The sequence below is a fragment of the Rahnella aquatilis CIP 78.65 = ATCC 33071 genome, assembly GCF_000241955.1.
Taxonomy (GTDB): domain Bacteria; phylum Pseudomonadota; class Gammaproteobacteria; order Enterobacterales; family Enterobacteriaceae; genus Rahnella; species Rahnella aquatilis.
Window position 1 is genome coordinate 3980497 of sequence record NC_016818.1, and the last position, 16809, is coordinate 3997305.

The 16809-nt window shown below is 50.9% G+C and carries 19 protein-coding genes and 1 pseudogene; 14 read left to right on the top strand and 6 right to left on the bottom strand.

The annotated features are described in order from the left end of the window. The first annotated feature begins 6 nt into the window (after positions 1 to 6). The 5 genes from sfsA (at position 7) to folK (ending at position 4686) form a co-directional block, all read left to right on the top strand. Positions 7 to 741, top strand: a complete 735-nt coding sequence (gene sfsA / locus RAHAQ2_RS18040) for a DNA/RNA nuclease SfsA (protein WP_015698606.1) — start codon at positions 7 to 9, stop codon at positions 739 to 741. Between the two features lie 230 nt (positions 742 to 971). Beyond that, the gene (gene dksA, locus RAHAQ2_RS18045; protein WP_013576943.1) at positions 972 to 1427 is read left to right on the top strand and encodes an RNA polymerase-binding protein DksA; all 456 of its coding nucleotides are present in this window, start codon (positions 972 to 974) and stop codon (positions 1425 to 1427) included. Between the two features lie 62 nt (positions 1428 to 1489). Further along, entirely contained in the window at positions 1490 to 2371 is an 882-nt protein-coding gene (gene gluQRS, locus RAHAQ2_RS18050; RefSeq protein WP_015698607.1) for a tRNA glutamyl-Q(34) synthetase GluQRS, read from the top strand. A gap of 513 nt (positions 2372 to 2884) precedes the next feature. Further along, positions 2885 to 4210 (top strand): polynucleotide adenylyltransferase PcnB, encoded by a 1326-nt coding sequence (gene pcnB, locus RAHAQ2_RS18055; protein WP_037040330.1) that lies wholly within the window; start codon positions 2885 to 2887, stop codon positions 4208 to 4210. Beyond that, the gene (folK, locus tag RAHAQ2_RS18060) at positions 4207 to 4686 is read left to right on the top strand and encodes a 2-amino-4-hydroxy-6-hydroxymethyldihydropteridine diphosphokinase (RefSeq protein WP_015698609.1); all 480 of its coding nucleotides are present in this window, start codon (positions 4207 to 4209) and stop codon (positions 4684 to 4686) included. The genes pcnB and folK overlap by 4 nt, the downstream gene beginning before the upstream one ends. 5 nt (positions 4687 to 4691) lie before the next feature. On the opposite strand, the gene qseC is transcribed toward folK, so the two are convergent. Beyond that, the gene (gene qseC, locus RAHAQ2_RS18065) at positions 4692 to 6050 is read right to left on the bottom strand and encodes a quorum sensing histidine kinase QseC (RefSeq protein ID WP_193785529.1); all 1359 of its coding nucleotides are present in this window, start codon (positions 6048 to 6050) and stop codon (positions 4692 to 4694) included. Positions 6051 to 6073: 23 nt separating this feature from the next. Beyond that, positions 6074 to 6760 carry a quorum sensing response regulator transcription factor QseB gene (qseB, locus tag RAHAQ2_RS18070; RefSeq protein ID WP_015698611.1) on the bottom strand — a complete coding sequence of 229 codons (687 nt, stop codon included), beginning with the start codon at positions 6758 to 6760 and terminating at the stop codon, positions 6074 to 6076. A 158-nt stretch (positions 6761 to 6918) separates the two neighbouring features. Here qseB and panB point away from each other — a divergent pair, with 158 nt between their 5' ends. The 5 genes from panB to RAHAQ2_RS18095 all read left to right on the top strand — a co-directional run bounded on the left by panB (position 6919) and on the right by RAHAQ2_RS18095 (position 10553). Then, complete coding sequence (gene panB / locus RAHAQ2_RS18075) at positions 6919 to 7713, top strand: 3-methyl-2-oxobutanoate hydroxymethyltransferase (RefSeq protein WP_015698612.1); 795 nt, start codon at positions 6919 to 6921, stop codon at positions 7711 to 7713. A gap of 14 nt (positions 7714 to 7727) precedes the next feature. Beyond that, positions 7728 to 8582 carry a pantoate--beta-alanine ligase gene (panC, locus tag RAHAQ2_RS18080; protein WP_015698613.1) on the top strand — a complete coding sequence of 285 codons (855 nt, stop codon included), beginning with the start codon at positions 7728 to 7730 and terminating at the stop codon, positions 8580 to 8582. A gap of 108 nt (positions 8583 to 8690) precedes the next feature. Beyond that, complete coding sequence (panD, locus tag RAHAQ2_RS18085; protein WP_015698614.1) at positions 8691 to 9071, top strand: aspartate 1-decarboxylase; 381 nt, start codon at positions 8691 to 8693, stop codon at positions 9069 to 9071. A 148-nt stretch (positions 9072 to 9219) separates the two neighbouring features. Continuing rightward, the gene (locus tag RAHAQ2_RS18090) at positions 9220 to 9726 is read left to right on the top strand and encodes a transposase (RefSeq protein ID WP_015696340.1); all 507 of its coding nucleotides are present in this window, start codon (positions 9220 to 9222) and stop codon (positions 9724 to 9726) included. Beyond that, positions 9726 to 10553 carry an IS3 family transposase gene (locus RAHAQ2_RS18095; protein WP_238532073.1) on the top strand — a complete coding sequence of 276 codons (828 nt, stop codon included), beginning with the start codon at positions 9726 to 9728 and terminating at the stop codon, positions 10551 to 10553. Before RAHAQ2_RS18090 ends, RAHAQ2_RS18095 begins: the two co-directional genes overlap by 1 nt. 55 nt (positions 10554 to 10608) lie before the next feature. Here RAHAQ2_RS18095 and RAHAQ2_RS18100 read toward each other — a convergent pair whose 3' ends face one another. Next, positions 10609 to 11379, bottom strand: coding sequence for an ABC transporter permease (locus RAHAQ2_RS18100; protein WP_015698615.1), 771 nt, complete (start codon positions 11377 to 11379; stop codon positions 10609 to 10611). After that, on the bottom strand, positions 11379 to 12302 hold the full coding sequence (locus RAHAQ2_RS18105) for an ABC transporter ATP-binding protein (RefSeq protein WP_015698616.1): 924 nt from the start codon (positions 12300 to 12302) through the stop codon (positions 11379 to 11381). The genes RAHAQ2_RS18100 and RAHAQ2_RS18105 overlap by 1 nt, the downstream gene beginning before the upstream one ends. 133 nt (positions 12303 to 12435) lie before the next feature. Here RAHAQ2_RS18105 and can point away from each other — a divergent pair, with 133 nt between their 5' ends. After that, positions 12436 to 13092 (top strand): carbonate dehydratase, encoded by a 657-nt coding sequence (gene can, locus RAHAQ2_RS18110; protein WP_015698617.1) that lies wholly within the window; start codon positions 12436 to 12438, stop codon positions 13090 to 13092. Between the two features lie 108 nt (positions 13093 to 13200). Here the strand turns inward: can and RAHAQ2_RS26230 are convergent, their stop codons facing one another. Beyond that, positions 13201 to 13575: a phage integrase gene (locus RAHAQ2_RS26230; protein WP_476645823.1), complete on the bottom strand. Its 375-nt coding sequence runs from the start codon at positions 13573 to 13575 to the stop codon at positions 13201 to 13203. On the opposite strand from RAHAQ2_RS26230, the gene RAHAQ2_RS26315 reads away from it, so the two are divergent. Then, on the top strand, positions 13491 to 13781 hold the full coding sequence (locus tag RAHAQ2_RS26315) for an STM2901 family protein (RefSeq protein WP_476645824.1): 291 nt from the start codon (positions 13491 to 13493) through the stop codon (positions 13779 to 13781). The two genes, RAHAQ2_RS26230 and RAHAQ2_RS26315, sit on opposite strands and share 85 nt — an antisense overlap. Then, complete coding sequence (locus RAHAQ2_RS18120; protein ID WP_015698618.1) at positions 13781 to 14095, top strand: DUF1493 family protein; 315 nt, start codon at positions 13781 to 13783, stop codon at positions 14093 to 14095. Before RAHAQ2_RS26315 ends, RAHAQ2_RS18120 begins: the two co-directional genes overlap by 1 nt. Here RAHAQ2_RS18120 and RAHAQ2_RS18125 read toward each other — a convergent pair. Then, positions 14092 to 14528: pseudogene (locus RAHAQ2_RS18125) on the bottom strand (Hcp family type VI secretion system effector); the annotation flags it as partial. The gene RAHAQ2_RS18120 and the pseudogene RAHAQ2_RS18125 sit on opposite strands and share 4 nt — an antisense overlap. Positions 14529 to 14962: 434 nt before the next feature. Here RAHAQ2_RS18125 and RAHAQ2_RS18130 point away from each other — a divergent pair. Then, complete coding sequence (locus tag RAHAQ2_RS18130) at positions 14963 to 15418, top strand: DUF5680 domain-containing protein (RefSeq protein WP_015698619.1); 456 nt, start codon at positions 14963 to 14965, stop codon at positions 15416 to 15418. Positions 15419 to 16809 lie beyond the last annotated feature (1391 nt).

Genomic DNA, 16809 nt, shown 5'->3' on the forward strand with positions numbered 1-16809 from the left:
ACTTTCATGGACTTCGAGCCTGCGCTTCAACCGGCCACGCTGATCAAACGTTACAAACGGTTTCTTGCCGACGTGATCACGCCAGACGGCACCGAACTGACCCTGCACTGCGCCAACACCGGCGCGATGACCGGTTGTGCGACACCCGGCGACACCGTCTGGTATTCCACTTCGGACAATCTCAAACGCAAATATCCGCACAGCTGGGAGCTGACCGAAACCCAACAAAAGCACTGGATTTGCGTGAATACGCTGCGGGCCAATCAGCTGGTACGCGAAGCGATCAATGAACAGCGAATACCGGAATTATCCGGTTACAGTAAATTAACGACCGAAGTAAAATACGGCGCCGAAAACAGCCGTATAGACTTGATGTTACAGGCAGAAAATCAACCTGACTGCTATATTGAAGTGAAATCTGTCACGTTGCTGCAGGAGGGGCTGGGATTCTTCCCCGATGCAGTCACTCTGCGCGGTCAGAAGCATTTACGCGAGTTACAGTCAATGACAGAGCAAGGGCAGCGCGCAGTACTTTTCTTTGCTGTTTTACATTCAGGTATTGAAAGCGTATCCGCTGCACACCATATTGATCCGCGTTATACCGATTTACTGAAGTATGTACAAAACAAGGGTGTTGAAGTGATGTGCTACGGTGCTGAACTTTCTGCTGAGGGTATGCGCCTCACAAAAAGAGTACCGCTGCTGACACTGTCAATCAGTGAACATAAAACGTTCGGATAACCCTGTAATACCCTGTCGGCGGCATAAAAAACCGGTCGCGAATACGCTTTTCCTCACAGGCTTGTCAAGCACCTGCGAGGAATAATTGCCAACCTCGTTGCCTTCTGTTATTTATAGCGGCCTGATTTTTTCCCCCGTTGGGGATCGAAATGTTCGAAGCCTGCACATTGCGGCCATGCCGGAATGTGAAAAGTGGATGAACATAGTGCGTGTTATGTAGGAGAAGCATCATGCAAGAAGGCCAAACCCGTAAGACGTCGTCCTTGAGCATTCTCGCTATCGCTGGGGTGCAGCCGTATCAAGAGAAGCCGGGCGAAGAGTATATGAACGACGCTCAGCTGGCTCACTTCAAAAAGATTCTTGAAGCATGGCGCAATCAGCTCAGGGATGAAGTCGATCGTACCGTTTCACACATGCAGGATGAAGCCGCAAACTTCCCTGATCCGGTCGACCGTGCCGCTCAGGAAGAAGAATTCAGCCTCGAACTGCGCAACCGTGACCGTGAACGTAAGCTGATCAAAAAGATTGAAAAAACACTGAAAAAAGTGGAAGACGAGGATTTCGGTTATTGCGATTCCTGTGGCGTTGAGATTGGCATCCGCCGTCTTGAAGCTCGTCCTACCGCTGATTTGTGTATCGACTGTAAGACTCTGGCAGAAATCCGCGAAAAGCAGATGGCTGGCTAAGTCCGGGGTTCCACGCGGTGCGTCATGCACCGCGTTCCCTTTTAACGCTGTCCCCCATTCTTATGCCGCAAAAAAAATACACAGGCCGTTTCGCCCCCTCACCTTCCGGTGACCTTCATTTCGGTTCGCTGATTGCCGCGCTTGGCAGCTATCTGCACGCCCGTTCGCAAAACGGCACCTGGCGGGTACGCATCGACGATATCGATCCGCCGCGGGAAATTCCCGGTTCTGCTGACCGAATCCTGAGAACACTGGAACGTTACGGACTGGAATGGGATGGCGACGTGCTCTGGCAGTCAAAACGTCACGGCGCTTATCGCGAGGTGCTGGACTGGCTGTATCAGCAGCAAAAAAGTTATTACTGCACCTGCACCCGCCAGCGTATTGCGCAGATCGGTGGCACCTATGACGGCCACTGTCGCGACCTGCAACTTAGCCAGGAAGATGCAGCCATCCGCCTGCATCAGACGCTGCCCGTGTACGGTTTCGACGATGATTTTCAGGGGCATTTGCAGGCCAGCCATAAACTGGCCGAAGAAGATTTTATTATCCGCCGCCGCGACGGGCTGTTTGCCTATAATCTGGCGGTGGTGGTCGATGACCATTTTCAGGGCGTGAATCACATTGTGCGCGGTGCGGATCTGATTGAACCGACCGTGCGCCAGATTTCGCTGTACCGGCATCTGGGTTATCCGCAGCCGGGATATCTGCATTTACCCCTGGCGGTGAATGCGCAGGGCGATAAGCTTTCCAAGCAGAATCACGCACCACCGCTGCCGGCAGGCGATCCGCGGCCGGTTATCATTAACGCACTGAAATTTTTAGGGCAAACGCTGCCGGAAAACTGGCAGGATTACACTTTACCTTTATTATTACGCTGGGCGACAACGCACTGGACGCCGTCGGGGATACCCCGTCAGAGCGCTAATGCGCAGCAGATGTGACTTCGGCATTCTCAAAGCGTCTGTCGTAAGCTATGATTAGCCGCTGTTTTTGCGTCACGCCAATTTTTTCCGTCACTATCGAGGTGTACCATTTTTACCCGAGTAGCCAATTTTTGCCGTAAGGTGCTAGTTCGTGAAGATAAAGTCGTTCGTGAAGAAAAGGCTGTTCATGACGAAGCCGCGCTTCATGGAGAACCTAATCGCGAGGAAAATTCCCGTCGTGATCCGTCTCCTGTAGCCGAAGGCAATGTGAAGGCAAACAATCCTGAACGTCGTGAGAATCGCGGCCGTCGGGAAGACAATGCGAACAGAGGCGAGCGCCGCAATAACAACAACCGCCGCTCTTCTTCATCTTATCCGCCTCGTGGTGAACGCAGCGATAGCCGGGGTGATCGTAATAACGACCCGCGCACTGACCGCAACCCGCGCAATGAACAGCGCGCTCCGCGCCCTTCTGTCGAACACATACAGAAACCGCGACCTTCATTCGATTACGCCGGTGAAACCCGTGCGATGACCATTATTCCCCGCGATGAGCACAACATCTCTCGTCGTGATATCAGCGAAAACGCCCTGAAAGTCTTGTACCGCCTGAACAAGTCTGGCTTTGAAGCCTTCCTGGTCGGCGGCGGCGTGCGTGATTTGCTGCTGGATAAAAAACCTAAAGATTTCGACATCACCACCAACGCTACACCGGATCAGGTACGCAAGCTGTTCCGCAACTGCCGTCTGGTGGGGCGTCGTTTCCGTCTGGCCCACGTCATGTTTGGCCCGGAAATCATCGAAGTGGCGACGTTCCGTGGTCACCACGAACAGCACGAAGAAACCGATGATAAAAACGTATCCCAGCAGGCCGTGAACGGCATGCTGCTGCGTGACAACATTTTCGGCACCATTGAAGACGACGCCCAGCGCCGTGACTTCACCATTAACAGCCTTTATTACGGCGTCGCAGACTTCACCGTGCGCGATTACACCGGCGGTCTGCGTGACCTGGAAAATGGCATCATCCGCCTGATCGGTGATCCTGAAACCCGTTATCGTGAAGATCCGGTGCGGATGCTGCGCGCGGTACGTTTCGCGGCCAAACTGGACATGAAAATTAGCCCGGAAACAGCCGGGCCAATTCCGCGCCTGGCGACGCTGCTACAGGAAATTCCGCCAGCACGTCTGTTTGAAGAGTCGCTGAAGCTGTTGCAGGCCGGTTACGGCTTAGAGACGTATAAAAAGCTTTGCGAATACCAGCTCTTCCAGCCGTTGTTTCCGCTGATTGCCCGCCAGTTTACTGAGCAGGGTGACAGCCCGATGGAACATATTCTGCTGCAGGTGCTGAAAAATACCGACCACCGTCTGCATAACGATCAGCGCGTCAATCCGGCGTTCCTGTTCGCTGCGATGCTGTGGTATCCGGTGATTGAACATGCACAGAAACTGGCGCAGGAAGGCGGACTGACCTATTACGACGCCTTCGCACTGGCAATGAATGATGTGCTCGATGAGCAATGCCGTACGCTGGCCATTCCGAAACGTATTACCACGCTGGTACGTGATATCTGGGCGCTGCAACTGCGTCTGTCACGTCGTCAGGGCAAACGTGCGCACAAGCTGATGGAGCATCCTAAGTTCCGCGCGGCGTATGATTTACTGGTCCTGCGCGCTGAAGTAGAACAGCACCGCGAGCTACAGAGCCTGGCGCAATGGTGGGGTGAGTTCCAGGAAGCGACACCGGCATCACAGAAAAGCATGCTCGGTACGCTGGGTGACGACGCTGTACCGGCACGCCGTGCACGTCCGCGCCGTCCGCGCAAACGGGCTCCGCGTAAGGACGGCGGTCAGTGATCCGCGTTTACCTGGCTCTGGGCAGTAATCTTGCCCGTCCGCTTGACCAGGTAAACTGCGCACTGGAGGCGCTGGCACATCTGCCGCGCACCCGATTTGTGGCCGCCTCCCCGTTTTACCGCAGTAAACCGCTGGGGCCACAAGATCAACCTGATTATCTGAATGCGGTGGTGGCGCTCGATACGCTGCTGCCACCGGAACAGTTGCTCGATTGCACACAAGGGATCGAGCAAAATCAGGGACGCGTCCGCAAAGCTGAACGCTGGGGGCCGCGGACGTTAGATCTCGATATGCTGACTTACGGCAATCAGGTGATCAACACAGAACGTTTAACGGTACCGCATTACGACATGAAAAATCGCGAGTTCATGCTGTACCCGCTGGCCGATCTGGCACCGGAACTGGTGTTCCCTGACGGTGAAACCTTGCAAAGCCTGCTCGCCCGCGTGCCGCTTAACGGTCTGACCCGATGGTAATTCGCTCAGCGACTGACCCGCACTTCCAGCCCGCCTTCTGCTTTATTGTGATAAACAACGTTCAGATGATGTAACTGCGCGATCCTTTGTACGATGGAAATCCCCAATCCGCTGCCGGTTTGTTCCTGTCCCGGTGGCCGGTAAAAACGTTCCCCCAGCCTCGCCAGATGTTCGGCGCTGATGCCCGGCCCCTGATCTTCCACCGTGAGTCCCCGCTCATCGAGCCGCACCGTGACACAGGTTCCGGCAGCAGAATAGCGAATGGCATTATCCAGCAGATTACGCACCATCAGCGAAAGCAGCAGCGACTGGCCACGCATTGCGGGCGACGTTCCCTGCTCCTCAAACCGTAATTCAATGCCTTTACCGTGCGCGCGGTAATCCTGCTCTGCCAGACTTTGCGCGATCAGCGTCGGCCAGTCGATGCGCTCCAGCTCTTCAGGCGTGGAAAAGCTTTCCAGCCGCGAAAGCGTCAGCAACTGATCCACCAGCCGCGTGGCGCGATCGATACTGGTCGTCAGATTTTCCAGCGCATGTTCGCGCATCTCACTGTCATCGCCGGAAAGCTGTACGACTTCGGTTTGCACACGCAAAGCCGCCAGCGGACTGCGCAGCTCATGTGCGGCATCAGACGTAAACCGCCGTTCGCGCACCAGCATTTCACGGGTGCGGTCAAACAGGGAATTGAGCGCATCTGCCAGCGGCAACACTTCACCGGGCAACTGATGCGTCTCGATGGGCGTGGCATCTTCCGGCGAACGCTGACGCAAGCCTTCCGCCACGCGTCGCAGCGGCCGCAGTTCCAGCGTCACCATGATAATCAGCGCCAGCAATAATACAGGCAGAGAGGCCAGCCACGGCGTCAGTTGTCCGCTCACCAGGCTCCACGCCATATCATTGCGGTAATCCTGTTCCTGCCCGACGGCAACGCGATATTGCCCGTCCGGCGAGGTCAGCCAGACCATACGCCAGGCGTCGCTGTCCCCTCTCAGCCCGACATCGTTAAACCCTTGCGTGTCACCGTCAAAACGGATGCGTTTGCCATTCTCACCATCATTGAGCAACATCTGCCCGTGACGATTGAAGATGGCAAATGTCAGCGCGTCATCATCGGTGTGGCCGCGCGATCCTTTGCGGACCATTTTTTTGGTGTCCGGCAGCTCAGTGTCTTTTTGCAGATTGAGCCGGTCGCCTAAGCCGGTGGCGGCCAGACGCTTGGCGAACAGCATCTGCTGGGTATCGAAAACTTCATTGATATGTTTGCGGGTCTGATGCCACGCCACGCCGCTGGCAATCAGCCAGGTCAGCAGCGCCAGCAGGGAAAAAAGCAGGATAAGACGCAGACGCAGGCTGAGATTCTGCAGTTTTTTCAGTTTATTAAGCCGCCTCACCCTTCCCCTCCCTGGCCTGGTTTTATCTCGTCCCCGAGCGTGTACCCCACACCATGAACGGTGCGAATAAAGCCTTTGCCGAGTTTGCTGCGCAGATGGTGAATATGCACTTCCACCGCGTTGCTGCTGACCTCGTCGTCCCAGTTGTAGAGCTTTTCCTGAATAAGCGTACGCGCCAGCACGCGGCCTTTGTTGTTGAGAAACAATTCCAGCACGGTGACTTCACGCGGTGTCAGCGTCACGGTTTCTCCGTTGAGTGTCACACTGCGGGCAGCGGGATCAAATTCCACAGCACCGTGGGTGACTTTCGGCGTTATCACCCCGTGGCGACGGCGGATCAGCGCCTGCAACCGTGCGGCGACTTCCACCAGCGCGAACGGCTTACACAGATAGTCATCGGCACCGGCCTGCAATCCGCTGACGCGCTCTTCCAGCGCATCACGCGCGGTAAGGATAAGCACCGGTGTATCCCTGCCAGCCTTTCGCCACTCGCGCAAAAGCTGCATACCGTCCATGCCCGGCAGGCTTAAATCGAGGATCACAGCATCGTAAGGCGCGCTGCCGAGTGCGGCCTTGCCGGTCAGCCCGTCGGTAAACCAGTCGAGCGTAAAACCCAGTTTCGCCAGCCCGGCTTTGATGCCGTCACCGATCATTTTGTCATCTTCAACTAACAGAATTCGCATGGTTCCCTCCGTTTTTGCCATTATAGCCGACGCTTCTTAATCACTTCTTAAGACACTGATTAACCAGCCACCTGTCGAACTTACTGTCTGACTTTCGGCTCATACAGTAGAATACTGGCATCATATTCATCCGATGAATTATTCAAAGGAACGTGTTCATGAAACCAACCACGCTGAGCCAGCTTCGCCAATGGAAGCAGGAAAAACATAAATTTGCGACCATTACCGCGTATGACGCCAGTTTCGCACAGCTGTTTGCTGAACAGGGCATCTCTGTAATGCTCATCGGCGACTCGCTGGGCATGGTCGTTCAGGGCCAGGACTCCACGCTGCCGGTCACCGTAGAAGAAATTGCTTACCATACGCGCTGTGTACGCCGTGGCGCGCCACACGCGTTGTTACTCGCCGATCTGCCATTCATGAGTTACGCCACGCCGGAGCAAGCCTTTGAGAGCGCAGCGGTGCTGATGCGCGCAGGCGGTAACATGGTTAAACTGGAAGGCGGCGGCTGGCTGTGTGATACGGTCAGAATGCTGACCGAACGCGCCGTGCCTGTCTGTGGCCATCTGGGGCTGACGCCACAATCGGTCAATATTTTTGGCGGCTATAAAGTGCAGGGGCGCGATGAAGTGGCCGCGAATCAGCTGATCAAAGACGCGATGATGCTAGAAGAAGCCGGTGCGCAGTTGCTGGTACTCGAATGTGTGCCGGTCGATCTGGCGCGTCGCGTCACCGAAGAACTGAGCATTCCGGTGATCGGCATTGGTGCGGGTAATGTCACCGACGGCCAGATCCTGGTGATGCATGACGCCTTTGGCATTACCGGCGGCCACACGCCGAAATTCGCCAAAGACTTCCTCAGCGAAGCGGGTGATATTCGTAGCGCAGTCCGTCTGTATGTTGATCAGGTCGCGCAAGGCGTGTATCCGGGTGAAGAACATTCCTTTAAATAATCGGGAGAAGGCTGGTGTTGATAATTGACAGCGTGGCGCTGCTGCGTCGCGAAATCCGGGATTTTCGCAAGAACAATAAACGTATCGCGCTGGTGCCGACCATGGGCAATCTGCACGAAGGCCATATGACGCTGGTGGAGGAAGCCAAAGCCCGCGGCGATGTGGTCGTGGTCAGCATTTTCGTCAACCCGATGCAATTCGAGCGCCCGGATGACCTCGAGCGTTATCCGCGTACTTTGCAGGAAGACTGCGAGAAGCTGAACAAACGCGGCGTGGATCTGGTGTTCGCACCGTCACCGGCGGAGGTGTATCCGAAAGGTCTGGCGACCCAGACGCAGGTCGATGTGCCGGTGATTTCCACCATTCTGGAAGGCGCGAGCCGTCCGGGGCATTTCCGTGGCGTCTCCACCATCGTCAGCAAACTGTTCAATCTGGTGCAGCCGCAGGTGGCCTGTTTCGGGCAGAAAGACTTCCAGCAACTGGCGCTGCTGCGCACCATGGTGGAAGACATGGGCTACGATATTGAGATAGTGGGCGTGCCGATTGTGCGCGCCAAAGATGGTCTGGCACTGAGTTCACGTAACGGCTATCTGACTGCCGGGGAACGTAAACTCGCGCCACAGTTGAACAAAATCATGAATGCGCTGGCTGAACGGCTGAGCCAGGGCGAGCGTCATATCGACGAAATGCTGCAGGAAACCGCGCAACAACTTCGCGAAGCAGGTTTCACGCCAGACGAACTGTTTATCCGTGATGCGAAAACCTTGCAGGAATTGTCCGTCGACAGCACATCGGCGGTGATCCTGATGGCGGCCTGGCTGGGTAAAGCCAGACTGATTGACAATCAGGAGGTTGATCTGACGCAGTAGACAGCGCAGGTCAAATCGGCAACTATGTTGGCCGCCGGAAAACCTCGGAATTTTAGACTGTCCGACCGGCGTATCCCCAGACTTTTTACGCACGAAGGGTCACACGCAATGGTACGTACAATGCTGCAAGGCAAACTGCACCGGGTTCACGTCACTCAGGCAGATTTGCATTACGAAGGCTCCTGCGCCATCGATCAGGACTTTCTCGATGCCTCAGGCATTCTGGAATACGAAGCAATTGATATTTATAACGTTGATAACGGTCAGCGTTTCTCGACGTACGCCATCGCGGCAGAACGCGGTTCGCGTATTATTTCGGTCAACGGCGCGGCAGCGCGTTGTGCCTGTGTCGGCGATCTGCTGATCATCTGTTCTTATGTGCAGATGTCAGATGAACAGGCCCGCCAGCACCAGCCGAAAGTGGCCTATTTCGAGGGTGAAAACCAGCTGAAACGCACCGCCAAAGCCGTGCCGGTTCAGGTGGCCTGATAATACGCCTTCCCCTCGCAGGGGAGGCAGCTAATCGTGTTTCGCACTCGGCTGCAATAAAACCTGAACTGATTTTGGTTTTGCTCCTCCCCCTGCGATGAACTGAACCCCGAATGTTGGACGTTTTAATCCTCATTCGGAGTTTAGTATGAAGTACGATTTTCAAATCAAAATGATAGCCGTCAGGCACTATCTTGACGGCCACGATGGCTTCAAAATTACCGCCCGCAAATATCACGTTCCGGCATCCTCACTTCGTGCATGGACTGCTGCCTATCAATTTCACGGTGAGCAGGCTTTTCGTAAGGCGACTCGCATCTATTCCGAACAGTTTCGTGCTCATGTCGTCGATGTGACTCTTCGCGAACATCTTTCTATGCGTTCTGCCGCCGCCCGATTTAATATTGCTGATTATCAGACAATCAAACGCTGGATCCTGGCTGCTAAAAACTCAGCTTTTCCAGCTCTGAAAGAGAGGAATAACATGGCGCAGAAAACGCAAAAACCTGAGATAAAGCCTGAAGACATGACGCCTGCCGAGCTTCTGGAAGAGGTGCGCTATCTGCGTGCTGAACGCGCTTACAACGAAAAGCTCGACGCCCTGATGAAGTCAAAAACAGAACGGAAGAAAAAATCCACGCCATCAGGGCATTAATCGGAGAACACCGTCTCCAGGATCTGTTGAAATCTGCGAGGTTGCCACGAAGCACCTGGTACTGGTGGCAATCGCGGGAGCAAGCCGGGGATGACGTGACGTTATGTGACGCCATCGGGCAACTGGCCGTCCGCCACAAGCGGTGCTATGGCTATCGCCGCGTCACGTTAGAACTGCGCAATCAGGGCGTGCGGGTCAATCATAAAAAGGTGTTCCGCCTGATGCGGGAAATGGATGTACAGGCGCGGGTGCGGCCTAAAAAATACCGGAGTTATAAGGACGATATCGGGATGGCGCCAGCGCCCAATCTGCTGAGACGGAAATTTAACGCCTCCGGACCGGGGGTAAAGCTGGTGACGGATGTTACCGAGTTCAATGTGGGCGGGGATAAACTGTATTTATCGCCGGTCATGGATTTATACAATGCAGAAATCATCGCGATGAGTATAGGTACGCGGCCGACTTTCGAGCTGACTGAAAAGATGCTAAATGATTTACTTACATCAGGTTACGTCAGAAAAAAAGCCATTCTACATAGCGATCAGGGCTGGCAATATAGGATGCCTTCGTGGCAAAAAAGGCTCAAAGAGGCAGGGATAAGACAGAGCATGTCGCGAAAAGGCAATTGCTATGACAATGCCGCAATGGAAAGCTTTTTTGCGGTGTTGAAGACGGAGATGTTCCACGGTTATAAGTTCGAGAGCAGGGAAAAACTGGCTGAGTCGATAGAAGCGTATGTCGCTTACTATAACCACGATAGAATAAAGATGAAGTTGGGTGGAATGAGTCCAGCAGATTACCGGACTCAAATGTTCCCCCTGCACTAACCTGGTGTCCAAGTTTAGGGGTTCAGTTCACGAAGGGGGAGGGAGCACAGAAAAATCAACTACGTAAACCTCTGCCGCGTTCGATCAGATACCACGCCAGCAAGTAGAACACCGCAATAAACGCCACCAGCACGCTCATGGTAAATACCAGCGGCACGTCAGAAATCCCGAGGAAACCGTAGCGGAAACCGCTGATCATGTAGACGATCGGGTTCAGCTTGGAAATCGCCTGCCAGATGGGCGGCAGCAGGGAAAGCGAGTAAAACACGCCCCCCAGATAGGTCAGCGGCGTCAGCACGAAGGTCGGGATCAGGCTGATGTCGTCAAACGTGGTTGCAAACACGGCGTTCAGCAAACCGCCCAGCGAGAACAAAATTGCGGTCAGCAGAAGCGTCAGCGCAATGATCCACCAGGAGTGGATCACCAGCGGTACGAAGAACAATGAAATCGCCGTAACCAGGATCCCCACGCAGATCCCGCGCGCCACGCCACCGCCGACATAACCGGCGATCACGACATGCGTCGGCACCGGCGCTACCAGCAGTTCTTCAATATTGCGCTGAAATTTGGCGCTGAAGAACGACGAGGCCACGTTGGCGTAGGAGTTAGTGATCACCGCCATCATGATAAGCCCCGGCACGATAAACTGCATGTAGGTGAAACCATGCATATTGCCAATCTGTGCGCCGATCAGATTACCAAAGATGATGAAATACAAGGTCATGGTGATGACTGGCGGAACCAGTGTTTGGATCCAGATGCGACCAAAACGGTTGATCTCTTTCAGCCAGATACTTTTGAGTGCCACCCAATACAATTGCGACATTATTTCTTTTCCTCGCTGCCGTTCACCAGCGTGACAAACAGCTCTTCCAGACGGTTCGCCTTGTTACGCATACTCAATACCTGCACGCCCTGCTTGCTCAGCTGGCTGAACAGGGAATTCAGTCCCTGCTCGCGCATCACTTCCACTTCCAGCGTTGACGTGTCTGTCAGCTTACTGCGATAACCTTCCAGCACCGGCAGCGGGCTTTTCGTCCCTAAATCCAGAATAAAGGTTTCGGATTTCAGCTTCGACAACAGTTCTTTCATGCTGGTATTTTCCACCAGATGGCCGCCCTGAATAATGCCGATATTACGGCACAGCATTTCCGCTTCTTCCAGATAGTGTGTGGTCAGAATGATGGTGGTGCCCTGCGCGTTCAGCTCTTTCAGGAAGCCCCACATGGAGCGACGCAATTCGATATCGACCCCTGCCGTTGGCTCATCAAGGATCAACAGTTTGGGCTCGTGCATCAGCGCACGGGCGATCATCAGACGGCGCTTCATCCCGCCGGACAACATGCGCGAACGCTCATTGCGTTTGCCCCAGAGATCCAACTGCGTCAGGTATTTTTCTGCACGCTCAAGCGCCAGCGGACGCGGCACGCCGTAATAACCGGCCTGATTGACCACCACCTGCATGACGGTTTCAAACGGGTTGAAGTTAAATTCCTGCGGCACCAGCCCGAGCTGACGTTTGGCATTGACGATATCTTTATCGATGTCGTAGCCAAACACCTGCACTTTGCCGGCAGTCTTGTTGACCAGTGAACTGATGATACCAATGGTGGTGGATTTACCCGCACCGTTCGGCCCAAGCAGGGCATAAAAATCGCCAGCTTCGACGCGCAGATCGATTCCACGCAAAGCCTGTACACCACCGGCGTAAGTTTTGGTTAACTTTTCCAGTTCCAATGCATAATTCATAAAGGGAGCGTACCTTCTTGTGAAAACCCTGTTGTAAGAATGAGTAAACGGAGATGCCGAATCAGCTTGAAAAGTCGGGGCATTGCCCTATATTACCCCATCGCAGTTAGCTCGCTACAGGCTATTAACCTCCATGAACGACATAGAAAGACTCATCGCTAATAACGCAGCCTGGTCCAAAACCATGATTGATGAAGATCCTGGTTTCTTTGAGCGGCTTTCCCAGTCTCAAAAACCCCGTTTCCTGTGGATTGGCTGTTCTGACAGCCGTGTTCCTGCCGAGCGCCTGACCGGCCTGGAACCGGGCGAACTGTTTGTTCACCGTAACGTTGCCAACCTGGTCATCCATACCGACCTTAACTGCCTGTCCGTTGTGCAATATGCTATCGACGTGCTGGAAGTCGAACACGTGATTATCTGCGGTCACTACGGCTGTGGCGGTGTGCAGTCGGCGGTTGAAAACCCTGAACTGGGTTTGATTAATAACTGGTTGTTGCATATCCGGGACATCTGGTACAAACACAGTTCCCTGCTGGGCGAACTGTCGCCAGAGAAGCGCCTCGATAAGTTATGTGAACTGAACGTGGTTGAACAAGTTTACAACCTCGGCCACTCCACCGTGATGCAATCGGCCTGGAAACGCGGCCAGAAAGTCACGCTGCACGGTTGGGTTTACGGCATTCTGGACGGACGTCTGCGCAACCTCGAAGTTGACGCCACCAGCCGCGAAACACTGGAACAGCGCTACCGTCAGGGCGTCTCCGCCTTGCTGAACGGCGACCCGCAATAACAAGCCGCCCTACTCTACAGAAATTCAAAAAACAAAAGGCACAAAAATGTGCCTTTTTACCCATTTATTTTTCCTGCACTTACAACGCGATCACTATAAATCAATGAGTTATATGCGGTGTAAGCAGCTACAAACCCTATAAAGATGCTCAGGTGTGGACACTATGTGGACACTCCAGCCCCGCTTTTCCGTTGTTGCCTTAACGCCCTTCGCCAATCTCAAAGACTTAAATTTTGTAATAGCCAGGCTATCAATTTGGAAAGAACACGGGTCATCCATCAGGTTGCAGATGAATTCCAGTTTGGCTTTGTCGGGCTTGCCGTATTTCACGTTCTGCCCGTGACAGAGCCACCACAGTTCTATCAGCCCGGACAGACACTGCCGCCGTGAGGGCGATTGTGGCGCGTATACGGGAAGAAACACCGAAGGTGAGTAAGTTACAGCGAAGTTTTGACCCAACAAAAACCCGGGATGTTGCTCCATCGGCGAGATTGACTGCTGAGGAACGGGCGCGATTGCCTGAGATTGAACGGGAATTGATGAAATGCAAAATCACTGCTGCGCGCTGGGTTCCGTATTTAGGCTACGCTCAGGCGGTAATAATTTGTGCATTCGTGGCAAAGGATACACGCGATAAATACAACCTAATCGCCTACCCTCAAGACCGTATTGCGTGGACGTATTTCTGATGGAAGTAGATGAAAATGAGATTCTTCAATACATCACGGAAAAATACAGTGAGTGGAGAAGACCAGTTAGTAAGGGCTGGACGTTTCAGGAACACTTTAATTTAGTGACGGACGAATTAGGGGAAATGCTGATTGACCTGTTCACTCGGTATGGCATCAGCTATGACAATTTTAATCTCGACAATTATTTTGAGCCTGAATTGCCGTGGTGGTGGTTTCGGCTTAGGAGAGAGTACAAAAACAAGGTGTACAAGCCTCTTACGGTCGAAATGATTATCGAGTCAGCCAAAGCTGGTAAGTGGTTATACGATTAAGGGGCGCTATGCCCCTTTTCACATGATGCTGTCTGGCGGTCATTCCACGAATCAGCAAAAATAATGTTGCCGTCGTTATGCTTCCACGTGATTTTTTCGTAGCGTAGCTCTACGGTTTCCAGATGGTTATCTTGCGTATTGTCACAGTTGCCATAGCTGGAGAAATGGACACTATCCGAACCTTTTCTAACAGCATGTTGAAATACTCAACTTCCTGCCCTGCGTCGTTAATCCGATACCATTTTATTTCAACCGATTCCAGATTCTGACCCGTTGCCACAGCTTTATAGATGTATGGGCTTGAGCAGTCGAAATCTTTCACGATTAGCAATGGTGAATGCATTCGTGTACCGGTGACTTTGCCCGTAGCGTTGTCAGTAGGAATCATTAGGTTGTGATGGAAACCTTTAACCTCAATGCTGTATTCCCTATCTTAGTGCATTAATCAACAGGGAGCAGGTCATCATGAATGTGCTGATCTGATCATGATTGCGGCCAAAAGTCCGATTTATTCAACAAAGCCAGGAATGGTGTTAAAAGCTTGTATCCAGCCATAGGGGTAATTGAAAAAATTGAATGCACAAGGAATTATTAGTAATGAGATGTATTATTTAGATTGATTTTGTAAAAAAAAGCTTCAAATAAATTCTGTTCTTAAGGTTTTTCTAAGGTTACTCATGCATAGTTAGCATCATGAGTAATACGGACTCTCATAGTTGACGTAAAATTTCATGGGAAACGAAAATTCCGACATATTTATAAAACAACTTTTATGAATGTTAAGTATTTTTAAATTTCATATTTTTTAATGCATTGACAATTCTAAGGACTTATTATCTGCATGAGATTAAAATTTCGAGAGTGTAAATGGAAGAGTTTTTAATAAAAGCAAATCGTTTTCTTTATAGAAACCCTGAAAATGTAATCATAAAGTCATTAACAGGGGGTGATATGAAAGTCATTGAGTATAATGATGGTGGCTATACCTATAGAAATTACTTTACGGAGGGGAGGAATATTTACGGGCAAGTAATCATTTCATTTAAAAAATTCCCCATATGGGTTATGCAGTATCAAGGTGGTGCAACTAATGATAGAGTTGATGAAATAACCATTCGTAAAATGAAAGTTTTATCAATGAAAAATCAAGGTCTTGCAGATGAGATCTATCCTATCAGAGGGCCTCGGGAAAATAAATCTTCGGGTTTCTTTTATTCCAATACTCTTTTTGGTTCTATCCAAAAATTCCAGGGGCAAGAAACAATACAATTTAATGACGAAACATATTACAATCTGATTTTATCAGGAGGGATGCTAGTATAATTCGCTCCTCTTCACTAAGGTTAGGCTACATTACTTCTAACAACAATCTGGCGTCTTACGGTGAAATAAAAATTCAAAGAAACAGTTACTGGATATTCCATAGCGAAACTTCCTAATCGAGGCTCACTGGATGAGCCAATGTCCGAGTTTTTAGAATATCCTCACCGGCTCGAATACCCTATTCTTCCTCGCTTGCTACAGCCACCACACCCATATTTAAACGAGTATTTTTTCTGATTCTGTGTTGACCTCAGAAATGGATTAATTCTATTTCTTACTTTAATGAAGTTCCACTCTGTTGCTCGGCTCGTTCCTGTGTGAAAAAGCAGACTACCCGCATTTTTTAAAAACCTTCGTATGATGCGAAAGTATCCTAAGAGAAAAAGTGAGCGGCTTTGTTGAATAAATCAGATTTAGATAACAAATCCCCTGTCAGTCAATTCTTAAAATAATCGGTACACTTTCTGGCATACCCACACACGTCACTTTGTTCAAAGCAGGATCATGGAGATAGGCACTGAGGTGGTCATGTGAGGTTGGGGTGACAGATGAGAAAGGAAGGATCAGTGTTTTTATTTTATCTGTCTGCAGGTGTAGTCAACAGGGTATTAAACAAAAATTTCATACAGCACCCTCACTAGGAAAAATCTTAGTTACAATTTATATTTAAAAACGCATTATCCTGTTAGTACAAGGATTATATATAAAATTTTAAAATAAGAAAAATCCTGGTCAGGAAATTCATCACCAAAAACGAACAAAACCCTTACATATTCACTTAAGATTGGTAAAAAAATCCCCTTGCAAATTTTAAAAGAAGTTATGTAAAGTACAATTGAAATAAAGAGTAGTCATTAGGATAATAAAATTAAATGAATAACATTTAGCAATAATTCATAAACAGCAAAAGTCAGTTCGAGAGGTTTACGTGAAAAGTAATCATATTGATGAGCATGCCACATGCGGGTTCTGTGACAGTAAATTAAAGGAAAACAGTACCCTATGCCCTTATTGTGGTGCTGAAATGATTATAGGCTATATTGATAAACCTACGAGGAAGTTAATTTTATATTTGCGGGTAATATTGGTTTTTATTTCGACTATTTTAATCCTGTTCCTCTACCAAAATTATAATCTTGTTAATCTCTCTGTCATTTTAGCGATACCTTTATTCTTACTTGCCTGGGTTATGCCATGGTTATTTTTCAGAATAAAAAATAAGGATAACTACATTTGGAGGAAAAAAAACCCGCTGATTTAGTTTAAGATATTTTTTGTAATATAAGGCGCTGAGGTTATAGCACTATGATTTAGTTACCTCCTCTTTCTACCCTCTTACTTTATTCAACCAGGCAACATTTTTTGCAGACGCAGAGGTCGCTTTGAGCCTG